Genomic DNA, 18,144 nt, shown 5'->3' with positions numbered 1-18,144 from the left:
GGCCCCGTCGCCAGTGACCTACTCGACATCGACGGCTATCCAGGAGACGGGCGAATGGACATTCGAGCGACACTGACGCAGCTATTCGAAGCCTTCAACGCGCACGATCTCGATCGCATCATGGCGTTCTTTGCCGACGACTGCGTCCTGGAGATGCCGAGAGGCGCCGAGCCCTGGGGAACGCGTTGCGAGGGCAAACGCAACGTACGGGACGCGCTGGCGACACGCTTCGAAGGCTTGCCCGACGTCCACTACGGCAATGGTGAGCACTTTGCGGACGAGGCTGCCGACACCGGCATGTCGAAATGGACTCTCACCGGCACCACCCGCGATGGCGTCAAAAAGGAAGTCCAAGGCTGTGATTTCTACACGTTCCGCGACGGCAAGGTGATCCGCAAGGATTCTTATTGGAAGATCGTGGAGTAAGACACGGCTTCAATTCGAAATGCGGTGGTGCGATCGATGCCTCTTCGTCATCCTATGGCGGAGCAAGGAGCGGAGCGACGCGGCGCAGACCATAGGATCCATGCCGTGACCTTGGAGCGCTGCTACGGCGCAGAATTCTGACGTGCCGCGTTCCCCGGCTGATGTCGCGGCATGGATCCTCGGGTCAAGCCCGAGGATGACGAAGTGAAGGGCGCTTCGCTTCACCGAAAAGAAATTACGGTGACAGTGCACTATATTTTCCATGTCTCAGTCTCCACGATGCAAGTCGCGATCGCGAAGATCGAAAGAGCAGAGCAGCGATGGAACACGTTAGCCTTCAGCTGTCGCCAAATTGGTGCTGAGCTCGAAAGCCAGTCCCGATCCATCGGCGTAGGGGCGCAGCGGGGGCGCACTTTCGCTCACGATGGCCTCCACGACGCGCTTGCGCTCCTGATCGCCAATTTCCCTGCCGACAGCGCTCATGCCGACGAAGGCCATCGTGTTCAATCGCAGGAAGGGTGCGCCGTCCTGGAAGCGTATCGTGCGCGATATGGTCGTTACCCGGACTTCGTGGAAGCCGGCGTCCCGGAGCAGCGCCTCGATGGGGACCGCGTCACCAAAGCTGTACCGCGGATCCTTGATGGCGCCCAGATGGCGCTCCGCCACGCGGCGCAACTCCCGAAAGAACGGGATTTCATCGTCGGATCGCCATGTGGCTACCGCCAGCCTGCCGCCCTTCGCCAGCGCCCGCCGCATCTGCGCTGCCGCCGCGGGCTTGTCGGGAAAGAACTGCAGTCCCTGCTGGCAGACGACAACGTCGAACTGCTCTCCGTCATGGAGAGGCAGGGCGCTGGCATTGCCTTGACGCCAGTCGATGCCCGGCGCCACGGCGCGCGCAACGGCAAGCATATCCGAACTGACGTCGATGCCGACGACGTATCCGGCGTCACCGAGCCGCTCCCTTGCAACGCGGGCCACTATTCCTGTTCCGCAAGCGATGTCGAGGACACGATCGCCTGAAGACAACGCCACCTCTTCGAGAATCATTTCGGCCCACGGCCGGAAGAGAGGGCCTGCGAGCCACCGCTCGTACATCTCCGGGAAACTTGCCTGGCTCATCTCGTGGTTGGGCATCATTGCCTCCAATGGATCGACCTGAGATTGGCATATTTGTGCCGACATGCCGCCCAGAAAGTCCCGCACCGTAATTCCGGCGTTACGGACTACAGGCGCAGGGTCGACGCCCTTCGCGTCACCGAAACGCCCCCAGCGGATCACTCTGCCCAGCCGGCCTTCTCGCCGCCTTGAAATCCGCCGGATCCACCACCGCCTCCCGCAGCATCATCACCCCATAACGCGTCGCGGCCATCAGATCATCCCGCAGCTTGACCACCTGGCCATCCTTGCGATGAAAAAGCCGAAACTCCTCGAACCAGTCGGCCAGCGTCGCAAACACCTTGAAGCGGCCGGATTGCATGCGGTCGAGCATTTCCATCAGCCCGGCCTCGACCGAGACCGAACCGTCCGAAAATTGCGCGTGGCGGCTCAGCATGTTCAGCCCATGCGCCGAATACTGCCGGGCGAGCGCCACGCCTGCCCCTTCCAGCGTCTCTCGGCGGCCGTCGCGCGGCCAGGCGAAGGGCAGCCATTCGCCCCATGGTTTCAAGGTCAGCGTCTGCATCGCCGGCGTCTGCTGCGAGGCCCGCGCGGCCTTGGTGACATAGACGACATCGGCCTCCGTATCCCAGGCCAGCTCGACCGCGGCCGAAGGATGGTCCCAGCCGAAATCGAGCGCGCCGAGCCTTGGCCAGTAGCGTGGCAGCCGGAACGGCTCGCAGACGATCAGTGCCTCGGCCACCGGAAAAATCCGGCCCGAACCCAGCACCGGAATGCCGCGGGCGCGGGCCTCGCGCTCATGCTCCGGATAGGCGGCAACGATCGCCGCGCGCTCGTCGGGCGAATAATGCGCGGCATGATCGATGGTCATGAAGGTGACGTGTCGGGTCATGGCATTATCCGTTCGGGATACGAAGCGCGGAGAAAGAAACTTCAATGCATGAAAGATGATTTTCCTATTCAAGGGAATAGAAAATCTCTTGGCGAATTCTTCAATAACAGCTTCTTTTTTTGAAAATTGCAGTTTATCACAATGGGTACACAAAAGGCTCTAAGACAACTGAAGTACCGTGGATATACACTTTGGTCAGCGGTGTTGCCGGCGGCCGCCAAGCGAAGCCTTTGTTGATGCCCAGCTCCCTGTTGGAAGCGCAGAGATCCGGTCAGTCGCGCTGTCGTCGATAAGATCGACATGACGGGCGCCTCAAGAGAGAAGATGACAAATCGACTATCCGAATGACCAATCATTCCAGCTGCAAATGCCTCGGTCTTGAAACAACTTGAGAAGGTTGCCGCGCGCAGCTTCGCGCTGGTTGGCCAGTTTGTTTGAATCGTACCCTTCAGGCACGGGCGAAAAGCCGAGTACTGCGTGCGATTGGAAATGCTTCAGTCCATCGTCGATCACGCAAAAGGCTCCGACTTGCAAGTCTGCCAATTTAATCCGGCGTATTTCACAGGCTGATGCCCAAGCATACCCTTCGTCGATCCTGCTGATGTCTCTAGCCAACTGCCCGACCACGATATTATCCCGAGCGTCCTTTGCTGTCGTTTCCCTCCCGCGACAAACACTCAATTCCGACTTCTTTAGCTTTCCCTTCGAGATCGCTTGAATAGTGCCACGCCGCACCTGATCAGGATCAATCAGAGCGTAAATAATAGGCTCACGATTTTTGACAATTCCGGACGAGAAAGGACTCTGCCTGACAAGCTCCTTCGGGCATTCCTTCCGTTCTACTTGTCGGCCAAATATTCCAGCAAGTCGCCCGGCAAGGCGCCCAATTTGGCTATTTCTGACCCTGGCAAAAACTGCCCGCCACGATCCATTGCATAGCCAATAGTCCCGTCCTCCTCGATGCTCAGGATCGCGTGACGCTCCCCCCATTTCCATTCGAAAGCTATCTCCCCCTCTTCAGCCCAGACCATAGGTTGCCTCACCCCGTAAGGTATGGCCTGCCAAAGCTTCGAGGCGAGCTCGATCAATTTTGCAGGCGCAGACTTGAGCGGGAATTCAACTCGACGAGGAACGTCCCACGGACCCAGAATTGGTAAAAAGACGAATTGGCTATCTGACGGCTTCGCCCAGGGAGTAGTATCCCTGATCATGACGGAGCAGGCTAGGATATCCTCGGGCATCAAGCCTTCCCATACAGTAGTTGCCATGGGGAGCGACAATCCGGTGGTAGAACCCGTCTGGGGAAAAATGCAGCGCTTACCTTCGTCGAATCCAAGCAGGCCCATCAGAGGCGAAGCTGGAAATGCACGCGACGAGAACACTGTTCTCCCCGTGTTTCGAGAGCGGCTTTCGTTGTCCAGCGAAAAATAGCGCGGATTGGTGCCTGGTAGTTCGTCCACAAGAGCGATCGCACTCATAACTTTTCACCGACGTCAACGTTTTCACGCGCCAATCCCACCAACTCTTTCCATATGGGGATCAATAGGCTGGGTGGAAAGGGCTTGGCATTTGTAGCGCTGGTGCTGTGGTCCAGTTCGAGACGAGCCGCGAACAATTGCTGATGGAGCACCAACGAAGCCTCACTCCCATCCATTTTTAAAGCCCCACTTTGCATTTTCATGGATCCAAAGGTGGTGATGCGGTTTAGTGGCGATCCGTCGATGCGGCTTACCGTTGGCAAATTAACTCTATAGAGGAAATCTTCGGTATCTTTGCGGATTTTTACAGATGAAATGAAATTCTGAAGAAAAGAGTTAACACTCGGCTCATCATCTTCAATACTCAGAATTACCGCACCAAACGCTACGCGGGTTACTGGCTTAGAAAATCCTGCGAGATAATTTGTACTGAGAGGCTCAAATTCGTCGACAGCAGATTGCCAAGCCGCGAAAGTTGGAAGTGTCGCTTCATCTGGAGAGGACGAAGGCGCTTTGCCGATGACAACATCGACGCGCCCGGGACCAAAGCCCAACGTTATGCGGCCAAGCCCGAAGTTTCCGGCATAGACCTTCCCTCCGGGGACGTTCTGCCGGAATTCCGCCTCGTCCTGTCCGGTAAGAATCTTCCAATCAGCCTCGGTGCCGGTCGGCGCGTCGGGACAAAATACCGACAGCCGCATAGATTCGACACACCAATTGCTGCTCATCACTCCCCCACACGATGGTCATTACCTTGAAATAAATGGCAAGGCAATTGAGCCAGTATGCCAAATACCTCAGGAATTCGCAAAACTTAGTGAACATGCTCCGATTGACAGCACACAGTCAGCTTGGGAAGCTGACTGTGTGCGTCCGTGGCGGGAAGGTCCGTACATGCTCACCCCTTCCCCATCTTCTCCACCTCCCCCGCCGACAGAAACAACAGCACCACATCCGACATCCCCAGCAGTGGCGTGAACGTGACGATCGTAATCCCGCCCGTCGCATTGGTGCGGGTCAGCCCTTCGGAATAGATGTCGAGCGGCGGTTCCTCGTCGAACCAGACGCCGTGTAAAGTCTCGCCCTGCCATTTCTCGCGGCCCTTCTCGAAACTCTTGAACGACAGCACCGACTCATCGGCCTGCACGTCGCCGCCGCCGCCCCAGCGCACCACGACGCTGTCGAGCGCGCCCGGTGCGCCGCGGCCCATGAAGGTCTGCACGATGGCGTCGGCCGGGATCATGCCGGTGCCCCAGGCCGCCTGCTGCTGCGGCGGGCCGACCAGCACGCGCTGCGGATTGTCGCGCGTGCCTTCGCCGGTGACGCCGGCCGCCCACAGCCTGACGGCCGAGTCAAACACCTTGCCTTGCCACCACTGGGGATAGCGGCCGGTGAGATGCATGGCCCATTCGGCGCCCCCTGCCCTGGTCTTGCCGAGCTGGTTGCCGGCCATGAACAGGCGCTCGCGGTTCTGGGAGCCCGCTGCGTGAAACTCGGCCTGGCGTTGATACGGTCTATAGGCCGCCAGTTGATTGGTCCGGCGCCGTCTGTCCAGTTCGGCCATCAGCGCCAGATATTCCGTCTTCACGGACATCGCCGGGCTCTTCGAGGAACGGCTTGACGACGGCCTCGAGGGCGCGGATGCGGATGCGGATTTCGTCATCGCTCAGGCCGTCCATTTGGTTGATCGTGGCATCGAAATCCTTGGGCAGCACCGACAGCACGATCTTCAGATACTGGTCCGGCTTGTCGGCCCGCACCTCGGCAATGACGCCGGCGCCATGTGTGCGGAAATCGGCCCGCACGGCGGCCAGGAAATCGTCGCCCAGTGTTTTCTTGGCGCGCTTGCGGCGCGGCTTCTGCGTCGCGGCCGGTTTGGCAGCGGACCTGCGTCTCGCCGGCTTGCGGCGCGTTGGCCTGGCGGCTGTCTTTTCAGTCATGGACGTCACCGCCCACGGCGTTGGCAGCGGGAATGCCGGCCTTCGGCATCGATCCGGCCCGGCTGGCCGGTTTCTTTGAACGAGCGGACTTCTTCCTGGTCCGCTTCTTGGCGCCCTGGACGCGCTTTGGCTTTGCCGCGTCGGCAGGCTTCGCCGCCGGGGCGGGCCTTGCCGCGCCGGCCCGCGCCTTGAGACGCGCCATGACCAGACCGACAAGGTGCCCGGCGATGCCGGCCTGCGGAAAACAAAAGCCGCCGGCCGCATCCCGCACCATGCCGATCTTTACGCCGGGTGCGACCTGCTCGATACGCCCCAGGCGGGGCTGCGGTGCGGTGCCTTCGAATTCGCCGATGGCGCTGACGATTTCCTGGCCGTCAGCATCGGTGATGATGGTGGCGTAGCGGGTCATGAATCACACTCCTGAATCAGCGCGCGTTGCGGAGACAACCCATTGATGGGAAGCTGGCTGTTCGAGGGAGGACAGCCATGAGCAACGTCACCACGCATTACGGCAGCGACGGCATCGTCGAGCGCATATTGGCCGCGATTCCCGATGCGAAATCCGATAAAATCAGTGCCGCGCAGCTCTATCCGTTCGACCAGCTTCACGGCCGCGAGCTCATCGCCACGCGAGACCATGGAGCTCGTCTTGCCCCCTCGCCCACTGACCGGATCCTCGATATCGGCAGCGGCATTGGCGGCCCGGCGCGCTTCCTGGCCGCCACCTATGGCTGCCAGGTCGACGGCGTCGACCTCACACCAGCCTTTGTCGAGGCATCCGGCCGACTGACCACGCTCAGCGGCCTTGGCGACAAGGTTCGCTTCCACGAAGCCGACGCGGCGAAACTGCCCTTTGCCGACAACACATTCGACGCCGCAATCTGCTTCTATGTCGGCATGAACATCGCCGACAAGGCCGCCGTCATCGGGCAGGCTTTTCGCGTTCTGAAGCCGGGCGGCAAACTGATCTGGACCGAAGCCGTGCTGGCAGCCGGCGAGCCGAATTACCCCTTGCCCTGGGCGGTTGCGCCGGAAACCAGCCACCTTGTTGACCGGGATACCCTGAAGACCCTGTTCGCCGACGCGGGCTTCCATATTGACGAAATCATCGACGAGACCGGCGAACATGTCGAACTGGCGATGCAAAGGGCCAGTTCCGGCATCATTCCTTCGCCTGCGCAACAGCAGGCCAATGAAATCGTGCTCGGCACCGAATTCGTGCAGCGACGCAAGAACTACATCCGCAGCCTGAGCGAAGGCAGATTGGCGTCACTGGCCGTCATCATCTCGAAGCTTGCCTGACCGGAGCCGTGATCGTAACGAAGGGCAGAAACAAAAAACCCGCCTCAGGGGCGGGTCGTTGGCGCAACTCAGCACCATGGGCAAAAATGTAGCATAGCTGCACTCACCCCGTCAACCGCTTTCTGAGAAAAAATTCCTAAATCGGTCGAACCCGGCGACCGCATCCCACACCATGCCGATCTTTACGACCGGCGCGACCTGCTCGACACGCCCCAGGCGTGGCTGCGGTGCCGCGCCCTCGAACTGGCCAATGACGCTGACGATTTCCTGGCCGTCATCGTCGGTGATGATCGTGGCGTAGCGGGGCATGGGTGTCTCTTGGATTGCGAAATGAGTCATCGGGCGAAGGATGGCATTCCTTGGCGCCCCCCTCTGTCCTGCCGGACATCTCCCCCACGGGTGGGAAGATCGGGTATCACGCCGGGTTCGCCAAACACCAACGTTGCAAAGGCCGGCGGGGCGCTGAAACTGCCAATCTCCCCCCGCGTGGGGGAGATGTCCGGCAGGACAGAGGGGGGCGCTGTCCYGCCGACCTGTCTAGCCCAGAAACAAAAAACCCGCCTCGGCGGCGGGTCGGTGGCGCAACTCAGCACCATGAGCAAAAATGTAGCATAGCTGCACTCACCCCGTCAACCGTTTTCTGAGAAAAAATTCCTACTTCGGCCGAAACTCCGGCCTGACCGACGCTGGCAAAGCGCATAAAACCCTGCTTTTGCCGGCGGCTGGTCATAAGCCGGCAGGTGTGAAATCATTCGTCGAAGCTCATGGAATGATTCCCGTCGCACGGCCTTGTGGGAGAGGACGATGGACAGACCAGCCATGGCATCCGTGTTCAGGATGCGGCATGCACAAGCCACGGTTTCCGGCGTGCGCAGCACCGGCCAGGGTCAGGCCGATCCAGTCATCCGCGTGCGTTCGCTGGGCGAAGCCATCCGTTTCGTCGCCAACGCCTACCCCCAATACGACATCGGCGCCGTCGCCATCAACTGTGGGGATGTTTCGATCGGCAGCCTCGGCAACCTGGAGGTCAAGGCGCTGTGGCGCGAATATGGCGAACGGCTGACGCAGGAATAGGCATTCGCCCGCAGCCTTTCTGGAGCGGAAATGCCGCTCGCGCGTTTCAACCCCAGCCACGGGAGCAATCGCCATGAATGTCGCCAACCTGCAACTCGAAGGCCTGCTGATGGCCGTCGCCTCGATCAACCGCCTCCTGGTTCAAAAGGGGGTGCTGACGGCGGAGGAGATCGACCTGGCCTTGCGCAAGACCGAGGCCGGCGAGACCAACCAGGAGCGGTCCGAAGGCATGTCCGCGTCAAGCCGCGACGCCGTCAACTTTCCGATCCGGCTGCTGGAACTCGCCAACCAGTGCCAGCCGGAGGCGGAGATGCCGTCTTTTTCGAAGCTGGCCCGCATGGTCGGCAAGATAAAGGAACCCTACAACGACCAGCTGTGAGCGGGGCCGGCGGGCGTCCGCGGCGGCCCGCTGCCCACGCCTCAAGCCCTGCCCGGCCATCCCGAATTGAGCGAAAGCACCTTGCCCGGTCCATGTACGGCCGCAAACAGCAGTCCGGCCAGGAACGAAAAATGGTCGACGAAGAAGCCGAACTCGGCCTGGTTGTCGGCCCAGTGGCTGGGTCCGTGAAAGGCGAAGCCGAGGAACAGCACATAGGCGGCGGCGACCACGGCTGCCTGCGAGAAGAACGCGCCGGTCAGGAAGCACAGCACCAGCGCGACTTCCAGGATCGCCGCGCACCAGGCCAGGAACAGCGGAAATGGAAAGCCGGCGGCGGCGATATAGCCGGCGGTGGCGTCCATGCCCATGAACTTGAAGGTCACGGCCATCAGGAAGACGCCGGCGAAGATCAGCCGGGCGACGACAAGGGCCGCGGTCTGCCACGGTGATTGAGTGATTTGCGACGACATGCTCGTTCTCCAGCTTTGCAGGTTGATCGCTCCTAGGACGCGCGACCGGCGCCAGGTCCGACACATCAGGCCAATTTTTCTCGACAGGATCGCAGAGGGCTTTCGAAGCGTCACACCGTACAGCAAGAGCGCTTTTCGGTTTGCCGGCTGACGGCATATTATTGCTCGCTCCAAGGGGGAATCGGACATGGCCAAGGCATTGACCATCGGCGCACCGCGGCATGCGGCGACGAGCACGGCCTACGAACAGGAATGCAGGGATATGCTGGCTCCGCATCTCGACGCCCTGCTCCGCAAGGTCGAGGCCGCCGGCTGGAACCGCGGGCAGGCCGCCTCGGCGCTCATGTATCTCGCCGCGATGCGGCTGAAGCCGGCCTGACGACGGCCCGAACGGCTTTCCGGCGCCGCCGCGATTGAAACTTGTTGGTAATCACGGAAGTGCTATCGTTAGTCGGGGCTAATGCACCGGCGGTGCAGGGATTTTGGGTGGGCTGAAATTTGCGTACAAGCGTCAGGTTTGGGGCGATATCTCATGGCGTGCGGTCGGCGCCGCTGGAGTGCAGCGGCTGCGGCGGCGCTGGCCAGGTCTTCGAATGCCCGCGCTGGGCGAGTTCCAACGGCCATTGCTGCCCCGCCGGCACGCACCGGCGCGGCTGCCCCGGCCTCAGCGCGGCATGCTCCGAATGTGACGGCGACCACGCTGCCGCCGCCGACCCCATGCGGGCCTCGGCCTGATACACGCCTATCGCAGCCCAGGCCGTGTCGTCTGGTGGAACCGGCGGCGCCAATCTGTGTTATGTCGTGTTGATCGCGGGCGCCGAAGGCTGCGCGTCCCCGACAACAGAAAGCGAGGCCTGAGATGGCTGACGACAAGTCGAAGACGAAACAGGACCGCAAGCAGGTCTCGAGTGAAGAGCCCTACGAGGTTGCCGCCTTTGCCCGCAAATACGGCATCCCGCCAAGCGAGGCACAGACCATCATCAAGCGCTACGGCCCCTCGCGCAAGAAGCTCGACGCCCATATGGCGGCCCGCGGCTAGCCGAAACCATTTCGCCTGGGCGGCGTTGAAGATGCTGCGGGCCGTGTCAACCGGGCCTGGTGGTACGGTGAACAGGATGTCTTTTTCCCGGTTTCTCATCCTGGCCAACGAAACGGCAGACGAGCATCTGTCCCACCCGGCCCGCAGCGCCACGTATTGAGGGAGGTCGCCATGTCCGACACCATACGCAGGACCGGGAGTTGCCTGTGCGGCGGCGTGCAGTTCGAGGTTCACGGCGCGCCGCTGCGCGTCGGCCTGTGCCATTGCAAGGACTGCCGCAAGGCCGGCGGTTCGGTCTACTCGGCCTTTGCCATCTGGCCGCGCGAAGCCTTCGAGACCACCGGCCTCGTCAGCTCCTATGGCACGCGGAGCTTTTGCCCGACATGCGGCGGCCGCGTCGCCTGGGTCGACGACAACGAGGCCGAGGTGGCGATCGGCAGCCTCGACATCGCGCCGACCGATCTCGTGCCCGAATATGAATTGTGGACCTCCAGGCGCGAGACCTGGCTGCACGCTCTGCCCGGCACCGAACAGTTCGAGCATGACCGCCCAGCGCAGCACAACGCCGAAGCGCCGACGCCGAGATCGCTGTCGGACATCGACGCTGAGATTTGATCTCTTGGCAAGGGAACCCTGTCCTGCCGGCGACGTTACCGAGCGCTCTCACGCATGTCGCCAGCGACACTTGCGGCAATCATGGAGACGACCGTTGAACGACAAGATGTTTCCCCGCCCCATCAGGCTGAAATTCGCGCCTGAGCGCGAGCGCATCATCCGCAGCGCCTGGGAAGGGCTGGAATGCCTCGCCGACTGGCCGGCTGGCCAGGGACGGCGCTACCGGGCGGCGTTGCGCAGTTGCCGCGATGCGCTGGATGGCTGGACGCCGGCGGAAAAAGCGATGCGGGCGATGATCGACGCCGCGCGCGAAGCAAAACTCCTCCAGTAGATGGAAAACAGGACATGTCCGAGCTCATTTTGCCCACACCGATGCGGATCAAGCCGCATGGGTCGGACACGATCCGCGATGTCGCAACGCTCAAGGATGCCAGCGAAATCCTGATCGACTGGCCGCAGGCCAAACGCGGCCCGTTCTACCAGGCGGCGCGCGAGAAGGTCGAAGCAGCCCTGGATAACAATGCAGGTGCTGCCGAGGCACAGGAAGCGTTCGCAGCGCTCTGCAGCCACTCCGGCGTCTTGGTGCGATAGCGGTTTCAATGAAAAGAAGCAGGCGGGACATCGTGCCTCGCCTGCTTCACGCAAATCGTCCGGATCACCCGCAATACTCGATCCGATTATTCCGCCGGAAGCTCGCCCTGTACGATCGGGTGTGAGGTTTCGAAGCCAAAACTCTTCGGCGCCAGCAGAATCAAGGCAATCACGATGGCAATCGAGGCAAGCAACGTGGCTGTGGTCGCAATATCTCTCACGATAATCTCTCCGAATTCCAAGTCGTGAGAGAAACGCCCCCAAGATAACGAGGTTCCATTAGCTTGCGCGATAATACCAGCGAGCGGAGGTTATTGCTTCGGCGGCTGGGGCGGCACTTCACCCGGCTTGATCACCGGCGTCTTGCCTTCGTTCGGCGCCGGCGCCGCCATGCCCTGGTCGCCCGTCGGGGGCGGTTTCAGCACGCCGCCGCAGTCGTTGAGCTTCGCGGTCAAATTGCCGTCATCGGCCTGCTGTTCAGGCTGCTGTTTTGCCCCTTGCTCGGTCTGAGCCCTGCATTTGTCGGCCTGCGGCGCCTGGCTGTCGTTCTGCTGCTGGGCCGCGGCCGGCATTGCCAGCGCCAGCATGAGGCCTAGTGGCATGATGGCAAGAATTCTCATCACTGCCTCCTTCTTTCTTCACGGTCGCCCGCGGCGACCTTCCTTTCAAAGGGACAACGCCTGTCGATGAAAAAGGTTGGCCGCCTCGCCCTGCGGTATTGCAACCAAACCCGTTTGCCGGCCGTTGCGGGTGCCGGAGGCGATCATGTTCGAAGGTTTTCAAGGCGCGGAAATCGACACCGGCGATGCCGGCATATTCTGCCTGCGCGCCGGCGGCGGGCCGCCGCTGCTGCTGCTGCACGGCTTTCCGCAGACGTATCTGATGTGGCGCGACATCGCCCCCGCTCTGGCCAGCCGGTTCAGCGTCGTCTGCGCCGACCTACGCGGCTATGGCCGCAGTTCCTGTCCGGCATCCACTCCCGACCACGCCCCCTATGCCAAGCGCACCATGGCCGCCGATATGATGAGGCTGATGGAGAAGCTGGGTTTCAGCAGATTCATGGTCGCCGGCCATGATCGCGGCGGGCGTGTCGCCTACCGCATGGCGCTCGATCATCGGGGCAGCATCGACAAGCTCGCCGTTCTCGACATCGTGCCGACCGCCGATGCCTGGGACCGGGCCGACGCCAGGCTGGCGCTGGGTTATTGGCCATGGTCGCTGCTGGCGCAGCCCGAGCCGTTGCCGGAAAAGATCCTGTCCGGCGCCGCCGAGGCGGTCGTCGACAATGCGCTCAACGGCTGGGGCTCGCCGCCATCGGCGTTTCCAGCCGAAGTGCGTCGGGCCTATGTCGAGGCCTTGCGCGCGCCTGCCCACGCCCATGCCATCTGCGAGGAATATCGGGCGGCAGCCACGCTCGACCGCGAGCACGATCATGCCGACAAGGCAGCCGGCCGGCGCATCCGCTGCCCGCTGCTGGCGCTATGGAGCGGTCAGGGCGCGTTGGCGCAATGGTATGCCGGCGAAGGCGGGCCGCTGGCGCTGTGGCAGGGCTGGGCCGACGATGTGCGTGGCCAGGCGATGCCAGGTGGACACTTCTTTCCCGAGGAGAATCCGGCGCGGACGGCCGATCTGCTGGCCGGCTTCTTCGGTGAAACCAGTCACGGCATCTCTCGGCGAACGGGATTACCTTCGCCCTCCCTTTGATCGGGCCGAGGCCCCCTCCTTTTCCGCCTTTGCCTGACTGCCTTCATCACCGGCGGCAAGGCCGGGTCCGCTTTCGAACCGGCGCAGAAAGCCGGCAACGACCAGCACGATCAGCGTGCCGAACCCGGCCACTTGCCAAAGACCCAGTCCGCAGGCGACGCCGATCGCGCCCGCCAGCCACATGCCGGCGCCGGTCGTCAGCCCATGCACCTCGCCGCGCGAAAACATGATCGAGCCGGCGGCGAGGAAAGCGACGCCGGCGGTCACCGCCTCGACCACCCGGATCGGATCGACCTTGACCGATTCCCCGGCGAACATCGGCGCGTGCACGATCTCGACCGTCAGGATGCCGAAGGTGGCGGCGGCGACGCAGACGAGAATATGCGTGCGAAGTCCGGCCGGGCGGTTGCGCCATTCGCGTTCGAAACCGATGACCGCGCCATAGAGGGTGGCCAGCAACAGCCGCGCCGCGATGACCGGAAACGAGGTGTAGGTGGAATGGCCGAATTCCTCGACGAGTTGTTCCATGATGTCCCCTCCAAAAGCTTGACGCCACAACGCGGCCACCGGGTCGCGGTTCCTGAATCCACGGCCAGGTGCGGCAAGGATGCGGCCGCTTTTGAATACGCATCTGCCAAAGGGAGGTTGATGGAACCAACCCTCAAGGGCTCAGGAAGGCTCGGTTTCGGGCAGGTCGGCGCCGAGCTGCGGAACGATGATCGAGTCCAGGGGCGCCGTCAGGGACCATTTGAGATGGCCCGGGCTGCGATCCAGCACCGCCAAGCCGTTCAGCGATTGCGGCGCGACCCGTTGCAGGACGACGGTGCCGAAACCCTTGCGCGTGCTTTCGTCCCGCCGCTCTCCCTCGCGCACCGGCATCGTCTCGTCCCAGACCAGATGAATTTCCCGCTTGTCCGAAACGCCTTCGACGATCCGCCAGGTGATCTCGAGCCGCCCGGCCTCGCTCGCCAGCGCGCCATATTTTGATGAGTTGGTGCCGAGTTCATGAAATGCCATGCCGAGATTCTGCACGGCGTTCGGCTGCAGGGTCAAAAGCGGCCCGGAGAGCGATACCCGCGCCTCGTGGCCGAACGGCTTGAGCTGCTCCTGGGCGAGGTCGAAGAGGCTGGCGCCGGCCCATTCCGAGTTCACCAGCAGATCGTGCGACCGCGACAGCGCCATGATGCGGGAGCGGATCAACTCCTCGAATTCACGCGGATCGGTCGAGCGTTTGCTGGTCTCCCTGATCATCGAGAGGATCACCGCGAACTGGTTCTTGACGCGATGGTTCACCTCGCGGAGCAAAAGCCTGATCCGGCGCTCGCTCTCCTTGCTGGCGGTGATGTCGCGGGCGATCTTCGAGGCGCCGATGATCTCGCCGGACACGTTCCTGATCGGCGAAATGGTCAGCGACACGGCGATGAGGCCGCCATCCTTGCGCCGGCGGATCGTCTCGTAGCTGGCCAGCAGCTCGCCCCTGCGAACCCGGCTGATGATGTCGGTCTCTTCATCCTTGAGATGATCGGGGATGAGCATGAGCACGGAGCGGCCGACGGCCTCTTCGGCGGTGTAGCCGAACATGCGTTGCGCCGCCGCGTTCCAACTGGTGATGATGCTGTTCAGATCCTTGCTGACGATGGCGTCGAAGGACGAATCGACAATCGCTGCCAACCGCGCATCGGCGGTGATGGCGATCAAGGCATCACGGCCCGCCAAATCTATCACGGTCGACCCCTTCTCCCTCTGCGCGGATTGCGCGCATGGCCACCAATGCGCCGCGGTGCATTTTGGTTGCAATCGCCTCCAACATTCCTCCCAGGAACAGTCCGGGCAGTTCATGTCCGGAACCTTGCGCGCCTGCGCGAGTTGCACCCGACACCCCCCGTGGACGGCTCAATAAGGAGGCACACAATGAGCGACGGCAACAGCGATCTCGACCGGGTCTGGAAACTGATGGACAGGATCGGCTTCTGTATGCTCGCCACTCGCGAAGGCGATGACATCCGCTCGCGACCGATGGCGGCGCATGTGGTGCGCGACGAAAACGCCGTCTACTTCCTCACCGATGTCGACAGTCACAAGGATGACGAGATCGAAGCCGAGCCCAATGTCGGTCTCGCCTTCGCCGATTCAGGCGGCCAGAAATATGTTTCCGTCAGCGGTCTGGCGGCGGTTTCGAACGACCGCGCCAAGATCAGGGAGTTGTGGTCGACCCCGGCCAAGGCCTGGTGGGACAGTGCCGATGATCCTTCGATCCGCGTGCTTAAGGTGACGCCGAAAGACGCCCAGTATTGGGACAGCCCCGGCACCGTGGTCAGCTATGTGAAGATGCTGGCCGCAACGGTCAGCGACAGCCGCCCGGAAATCGGTGACACCGGTAAGGTCAGGATGTAGCCGGACGGCGTTGAAAATCACGACATCAGTCAGATGTACGAATGCCGGCGGGTCGCATTTGACATATTGCTGGCGGCATACCGGCGCGGATCAGTCTGGCTTGGGAGGGTCAGGGGCATTCGGCACTGGATCGGCGTCAGTATCCCTTTGCGGACAGTCCTCATAGCTGTGGTCGCGCCCGCCGCAGAAAGAACAGCACATGGCCTCGCGATCCCCGTTTCCGGGCCGCCATTGCGGGGTTTCGTAGGGCTTCCTGCCATCCATCCCCAGCAATGCACGACGGACCATTTGGTTGCGCCGCCACAGACGGCCAGCCGGCGGTAGCGGAACCACCCGCCGGGATGCGAGTTTCGGCCGATATATCCATTCGAGGGAACAGCCATGCCAATGCGCCGAATTGCCTTGATGACGGCAGCGATCCTGCTGGCGGCGGCCGGCCTCGCCGAAGCCAGGCCCGACACCCGCACGATGAGTTGCGACCAACTCCGGCAACTGCTCCAAAGCCGCCATGCCGTGGTGCTGACCACCGGCCCCAACACCTATGACCGCTATGTCAGGCAGTTCGGCAATGAATGCGACTGGCCGGAGGTGCCGATGTCGGCCTATGTCCCGACCCGTGACGGCAGCTGCCCGGTCTACCGCTGCGAGGAACCCGTCACCAACTTTCCGGACTGACACCGCGCTTCCAATCGGCTTTGCCGCCGCAGTGCGTTGATCCCGGCGCGCGAACCGGCTAGGGGTGGGGCGCAACGTGCATTTTCCCGCTTCGTCTAATGGTAGGACAGCGCCCTTTGAAGGCGTGAATCGAGGTTCGAGCCCTTGAGCGGGAACCAGCAACCAAGCGTTCGGCTGCTCAAAAGCTGCGCGCAGGGCTGGCCAGCCGGCATCAGCGTATTAGCGAACGCTTGTATTTCGCCCCAAGCAGGATCATCATCCGGACCGTCAGTGGCTTCAAGAGGTGCAGCGCCATGGAACTGAGTTGCTTTGACGGGGGCGTCCTTGCATCGACGATGTCCCTGAACGTCACGGCGGTTTTCATAATATTGACCGCATTTGCCGCATTTCGGCTGGTTGCAATGTCAGGCGAAGGTTCTGTCGACCAACTCCAGACCGCGTAGCCCGCAGGGGACCTCCGGTTCAGGAGAAGGCATATGGCCGCGAGAAAAGTGATAGCCGTCAAGGATTGGTCTTGCGGCATGAGCGACGAGCTCGGCCGCGTCGTCCTGACCATCAACCCGACCGAGGGTGAGCCCATCCTGGTTTTGATGACAATCTTCCAGGCGGCAAGGATGGCCGGCGAATTGCGGGCTCCGAAACTCGTCTCCATGCCTCGGTGACGCCACGCCCCTGGGCAAATCGGATCAAGCTCGCCGGGGCAGCCCCAACGCCCTCCCCAGCGAGCTGTTGCTCCGTTACGATGAACGATGGAGCAATTACTGCTTTACGAATCCGGGCGCCATTAAGTTGCATCCGGCCTCCTGAAACCATTTCGCGGACACCGCGTTGACCACCGGGCCGACACAGGAGACATCTCATGACCGTCAACTGCCGCATATCGATCGACAACCGGCCGGAGGCCACGGACGCCATTTTTCAGGCGGTTCCACGGATCGGCGAAAGTGTCGCGCTGTCGATCGACGGAACCACGCAGGATCTGCGGGTATCGCGCGTCGTGCACGTCACCAATGGCAGCCTGGAAGGTGCCGCGATCGTCGTGGAAGTGACGACCAACATCCTCTGAACCGAGAGTCTCGTCCCGGTACGCCAGCCGGCGCCGCGTCGCGGCAACTGCCGACCGGCCTGCGGGGCCAGGGCGGCTCACGCGTGGTGAACCGCCCTACTCCTTGCCGCCGTCGGAAATGCCGTTGCCGCCGGCGGTTGGCAAGATGCCGAAGTCTTGCGACTTCGTCCCTTGCTCCGCCGTCAGGAAGCCATCCGAGGCAAGACCGCGCCGCAGCAATTCCCTCACGGCGGCCGAACGGCTCGGCATGCGCTTGTCAAAGCGCCAGTTTTCCAGCGCCGCCAGTTCGTCTGACGTCAGCATGATCTGCAACCGTTCCGGGCGTTCCAGTTCAGTCATCGCGCTTCCCTCGCTCCGCACCATGAATACGTAGAATGAGTATTCAACTTACTCAACTCATAGTTAGGAAACCGCTCCTAGCGCGTCAAGACCTCGCGATGGGTGAACCGCTTGTCATGCTCATGAAGAGCGTGATGCGTATTCGGCGTAACACACACAGTTGCACAACTATGCTAACTATTTGATTTGTTTGGGTATAATTTAATTAGTGACTTGCCAAGCCCAAGCCCCTGCCGCATTGTGCAACCTGAACAGAAAACCATTCCCTTTGGGAGGTTTCGATGCGGTATGATTACTCGGCGCGACTGCGCGATGACGTCCGTTCAGCAGTCCAGGTCGCCTTCAGGAAGACCGGCATCGTCAGCATCACGGCGGTGGCGGAGCATGTAAGGGTCAGGAATCTGGCCGAAAACGTCGCCCTCGAGGACGTCGAATACCTTGTCTTCCAGGCAGCCCAGCTGATTGGCGCGGCAATTGAATTCGACGGGCTCACCAATTTCGACGGCGTAGCTGGTCTGTTCGTGGATGGCCTCGGTGGCGACGATGGTGAGCGCGTCAACGCCCAACTCGACAGACCTGGTGAGGCCACCCTGCAGTAGGGCGGTTCAGGCTGAACGCGCATTTGTCCCGTGCCAGCCAGAGCG

29 protein-coding genes and 1 tRNA gene are annotated in these 18,144 nt (G+C 61.9%); 16 read left to right on the top strand and 14 right to left on the bottom strand.

Annotated features, from left to right (window positions below):
* Nucleotides 1-54: 54 nt before the first annotated feature.
* A complete protein-coding gene (locus EJ079_RS19790; protein WP_127809876.1) occupies nt 55-426 on the top strand; it encodes a nuclear transport factor 2 family protein in 372 nt (123 codons plus the stop codon).
* Between the two features lie 330 nt (nt 427-756).
* Here the strand turns inward: EJ079_RS19790 and EJ079_RS19785 are convergent, their stop codons facing one another.
* The 7 genes from EJ079_RS19785 to EJ079_RS19755 all read right to left on the bottom strand — a co-directional run bounded on the left by EJ079_RS19785 (nt 757) and on the right by EJ079_RS19755 (nt 6,261).
* Complete coding sequence (locus EJ079_RS19785; RefSeq protein WP_127809875.1) at nt 757-1,629, bottom strand: methyltransferase domain-containing protein; 873 nt, start codon at nt 1,627-1,629, stop codon at nt 757-759.
* A 49-nt stretch (nt 1,630-1,678) separates the two neighbouring features.
* Entirely contained in the window at nt 1,679-2,434 is a 756-nt protein-coding gene (locus tag EJ079_RS19780; protein ID WP_127809874.1) for a terminase family protein, read from the bottom strand.
* 839 nt (nt 2,435-3,273) lie between these two features.
* Nucleotides 3,274-3,912: a hypothetical protein gene (locus EJ079_RS19775; RefSeq protein WP_127809873.1), complete on the bottom strand. Its 639-nt coding sequence runs from the start codon at nt 3,910-3,912 to the stop codon at nt 3,274-3,276.
* The gene (locus tag EJ079_RS19770; RefSeq protein ID WP_127809872.1) at nt 3,909-4,640 is read right to left on the bottom strand and encodes a hypothetical protein; all 732 of its coding nucleotides are present in this window, start codon (nt 4,638-4,640) and stop codon (nt 3,909-3,911) included. The genes EJ079_RS19775 and EJ079_RS19770 overlap by 4 nt, the downstream gene beginning before the upstream one ends.
* Nucleotides 4,641-4,810: 170 nt before the next feature.
* Entirely contained in the window at nt 4,811-5,506 is a 696-nt protein-coding gene (locus EJ079_RS19765; protein WP_245481707.1) for a terminase family protein, read from the bottom strand.
* The gene (locus EJ079_RS19760) at nt 5,427-5,852 is read right to left on the bottom strand and encodes a hypothetical protein (RefSeq protein WP_245481706.1); all 426 of its coding nucleotides are present in this window, start codon (nt 5,850-5,852) and stop codon (nt 5,427-5,429) included. Before EJ079_RS19760 ends, EJ079_RS19765 begins: the two co-directional genes overlap by 80 nt.
* Nucleotides 5,845-6,261 (bottom strand): hypothetical protein, encoded by a 417-nt coding sequence (locus EJ079_RS19755; RefSeq protein ID WP_127809870.1) that lies wholly within the window; start codon nt 6,259-6,261, stop codon nt 5,845-5,847. Before EJ079_RS19755 ends, EJ079_RS19760 begins: the two co-directional genes overlap by 8 nt.
* 77 nt (nt 6,262-6,338) lie before the next feature.
* Between EJ079_RS19755 and EJ079_RS19750 the strand changes: the two genes are divergently transcribed.
* The gene (locus EJ079_RS19750) at nt 6,339-7,154 is read left to right on the top strand and encodes a methyltransferase domain-containing protein (protein ID WP_127809869.1); all 816 of its coding nucleotides are present in this window, start codon (nt 6,339-6,341) and stop codon (nt 7,152-7,154) included.
* 111 nt (nt 7,155-7,265) lie between these two features.
* Here EJ079_RS19750 and EJ079_RS19745 read toward each other — a convergent pair whose 3' ends face one another.
* A complete protein-coding gene (locus EJ079_RS19745; protein ID WP_127398146.1) occupies nt 7,266-7,463 on the bottom strand; it encodes a hypothetical protein in 198 nt (65 codons plus the stop codon).
* Between the two features lie 495 nt (nt 7,464-7,958).
* Here EJ079_RS19745 and EJ079_RS19735 point away from each other — a divergent pair, with 495 nt between their 5' ends.
* Entirely contained in the window at nt 7,959-8,228 is a 270-nt protein-coding gene (locus tag EJ079_RS19735; RefSeq protein WP_127809868.1) for a hypothetical protein, read from the top strand.
* A gap of 73 nt (nt 8,229-8,301) precedes the next feature.
* Nucleotides 8,302-8,607, top strand: a complete 306-nt coding sequence (locus tag EJ079_RS19730; protein ID WP_023813813.1) for a hypothetical protein — start codon at nt 8,302-8,304, stop codon at nt 8,605-8,607.
* Nucleotides 8,608-8,648: 41 nt separating this feature from the next.
* Here EJ079_RS19730 and EJ079_RS19725 read toward each other — a convergent pair whose 3' ends face one another.
* Nucleotides 8,649-9,077, bottom strand: a complete 429-nt coding sequence (locus EJ079_RS19725; protein ID WP_127809867.1) for a DoxX family protein — start codon at nt 9,075-9,077, stop codon at nt 8,649-8,651.
* Nucleotides 9,078-9,264: 187 nt separating this feature from the next.
* Between EJ079_RS19725 and EJ079_RS19720 the strand changes: the two genes are divergently transcribed.
* From EJ079_RS19720 to EJ079_RS19700, 5 genes are all read left to right on the top strand, one after another.
* Nucleotides 9,265-9,456, top strand: coding sequence for a hypothetical protein (locus tag EJ079_RS19720; RefSeq protein WP_127809866.1), 192 nt, complete (start codon nt 9,265-9,267; stop codon nt 9,454-9,456).
* Between the two features lie 480 nt (nt 9,457-9,936).
* Nucleotides 9,937-10,116 carry a DUF3606 domain-containing protein gene (locus EJ079_RS19715; RefSeq protein ID WP_023813816.1) on the top strand — a complete coding sequence of 60 codons (180 nt, stop codon included), beginning with the start codon at nt 9,937-9,939 and terminating at the stop codon, nt 10,114-10,116.
* Between the two features lie 171 nt (nt 10,117-10,287).
* Complete coding sequence (locus tag EJ079_RS19710; RefSeq protein WP_127809865.1) at nt 10,288-10,731, top strand: GFA family protein; 444 nt, start codon at nt 10,288-10,290, stop codon at nt 10,729-10,731.
* Nucleotides 10,732-10,825: 94 nt separating this feature from the next.
* On the top strand, nt 10,826-11,062 hold the full coding sequence (locus EJ079_RS19705; protein WP_127809864.1) for a DUF982 domain-containing protein: 237 nt from the start codon (nt 10,826-10,828) through the stop codon (nt 11,060-11,062).
* Between the two features lie 14 nt (nt 11,063-11,076).
* The gene (locus EJ079_RS19700) at nt 11,077-11,322 is read left to right on the top strand and encodes a DUF982 domain-containing protein (protein WP_127331690.1); all 246 of its coding nucleotides are present in this window, start codon (nt 11,077-11,079) and stop codon (nt 11,320-11,322) included.
* Between the two features lie 86 nt (nt 11,323-11,408).
* Here the strand turns inward: EJ079_RS19700 and EJ079_RS34225 are convergent, their stop codons facing one another.
* A complete protein-coding gene (locus tag EJ079_RS34225) occupies nt 11,409-11,543 on the bottom strand; it encodes a hypothetical protein (protein ID WP_281035303.1) in 135 nt (44 codons plus the stop codon).
* A 90-nt stretch (nt 11,544-11,633) separates the two neighbouring features.
* Nucleotides 11,634-11,942 carry a hypothetical protein gene (locus tag EJ079_RS19695; protein ID WP_127809863.1) on the bottom strand — a complete coding sequence of 103 codons (309 nt, stop codon included), beginning with the start codon at nt 11,940-11,942 and terminating at the stop codon, nt 11,634-11,636.
* A 145-nt stretch (nt 11,943-12,087) separates the two neighbouring features.
* Here EJ079_RS19695 and EJ079_RS19690 point away from each other — a divergent pair, with 145 nt between their 5' ends.
* Nucleotides 12,088-13,026: an alpha/beta hydrolase gene (locus tag EJ079_RS19690; RefSeq protein ID WP_174800316.1), complete on the top strand. Its 939-nt coding sequence runs from the start codon at nt 12,088-12,090 to the stop codon at nt 13,024-13,026.
* Here the strand turns inward: EJ079_RS19690 and EJ079_RS19685 are convergent.
* A complete protein-coding gene (locus EJ079_RS19685) occupies nt 13,006-13,554 on the bottom strand; it encodes an MgtC/SapB family protein (protein WP_127809862.1) in 549 nt (182 codons plus the stop codon). The genes EJ079_RS19690 and EJ079_RS19685 overlap by 21 nt on opposite strands.
* Nucleotides 13,555-13,695: 141 nt before the next feature.
* Entirely contained in the window at nt 13,696-14,751 is a 1,056-nt protein-coding gene (locus EJ079_RS19680) for a PAS domain S-box protein (protein WP_127809861.1), read from the bottom strand.
* Nucleotides 14,752-14,937: 186 nt separating this feature from the next.
* Between EJ079_RS19680 and EJ079_RS19675 the strand changes: the two genes are divergently transcribed.
* The 5 genes from EJ079_RS19675 (at nt 14,938) to EJ079_RS19655 (ending at nt 17,161) form a co-directional block, all read left to right on the top strand.
* Nucleotides 14,938-15,420, top strand: a complete 483-nt coding sequence (locus tag EJ079_RS19675) for a pyridoxamine 5'-phosphate oxidase family protein (RefSeq protein ID WP_127269199.1) — start codon at nt 14,938-14,940, stop codon at nt 15,418-15,420.
* Nucleotides 15,421-15,801: 381 nt separating this feature from the next.
* Nucleotides 15,802-16,095 (top strand): hypothetical protein, encoded by a 294-nt coding sequence (locus EJ079_RS19670; protein ID WP_127809860.1) that lies wholly within the window; start codon nt 15,802-15,804, stop codon nt 16,093-16,095.
* A gap of 84 nt (nt 16,096-16,179) precedes the next feature.
* A tRNA-Gln gene (locus EJ079_RS19665) sits at nt 16,180-16,253 on the top strand.
* 318 nt (nt 16,254-16,571) lie between these two features.
* Nucleotides 16,572-16,757, top strand: a complete 186-nt coding sequence (locus EJ079_RS19660) for a hypothetical protein (protein ID WP_127331685.1) — start codon at nt 16,572-16,574, stop codon at nt 16,755-16,757.
* 197 nt (nt 16,758-16,954) lie between these two features.
* Entirely contained in the window at nt 16,955-17,161 is a 207-nt protein-coding gene (locus EJ079_RS19655; protein ID WP_127809859.1) for a hypothetical protein, read from the top strand.
* A gap of 96 nt (nt 17,162-17,257) precedes the next feature.
* On the opposite strand, the gene EJ079_RS19650 is transcribed toward EJ079_RS19655, so the two are convergent.
* On the bottom strand, nt 17,258-17,500 hold the full coding sequence (locus EJ079_RS19650) for a hypothetical protein (RefSeq protein WP_127269195.1): 243 nt from the start codon (nt 17,498-17,500) through the stop codon (nt 17,258-17,260).
* Between the two features lie 281 nt (nt 17,501-17,781).
* Here EJ079_RS19650 and EJ079_RS19645 point away from each other — a divergent pair, with 281 nt between their 5' ends.
* On the top strand, nt 17,782-18,099 hold the full coding sequence (locus EJ079_RS19645; protein ID WP_127269194.1) for a hypothetical protein: 318 nt from the start codon (nt 17,782-17,784) through the stop codon (nt 18,097-18,099).
* Nucleotides 18,100-18,144: the final 45 nt, after the last annotated feature.

Source organism: Mesorhizobium sp. M7A.F.Ce.TU.012.03.2.1 (assembly GCF_004006095.1).
In the GTDB taxonomy this organism is placed as follows: Bacteria; Pseudomonadota; Alphaproteobacteria; order Rhizobiales; family Rhizobiaceae; genus Mesorhizobium.
The sequence above is the reverse complement of the archived record's forward strand: the minus strand, read 5'-3'. Positions and strand labels throughout refer to the sequence as shown.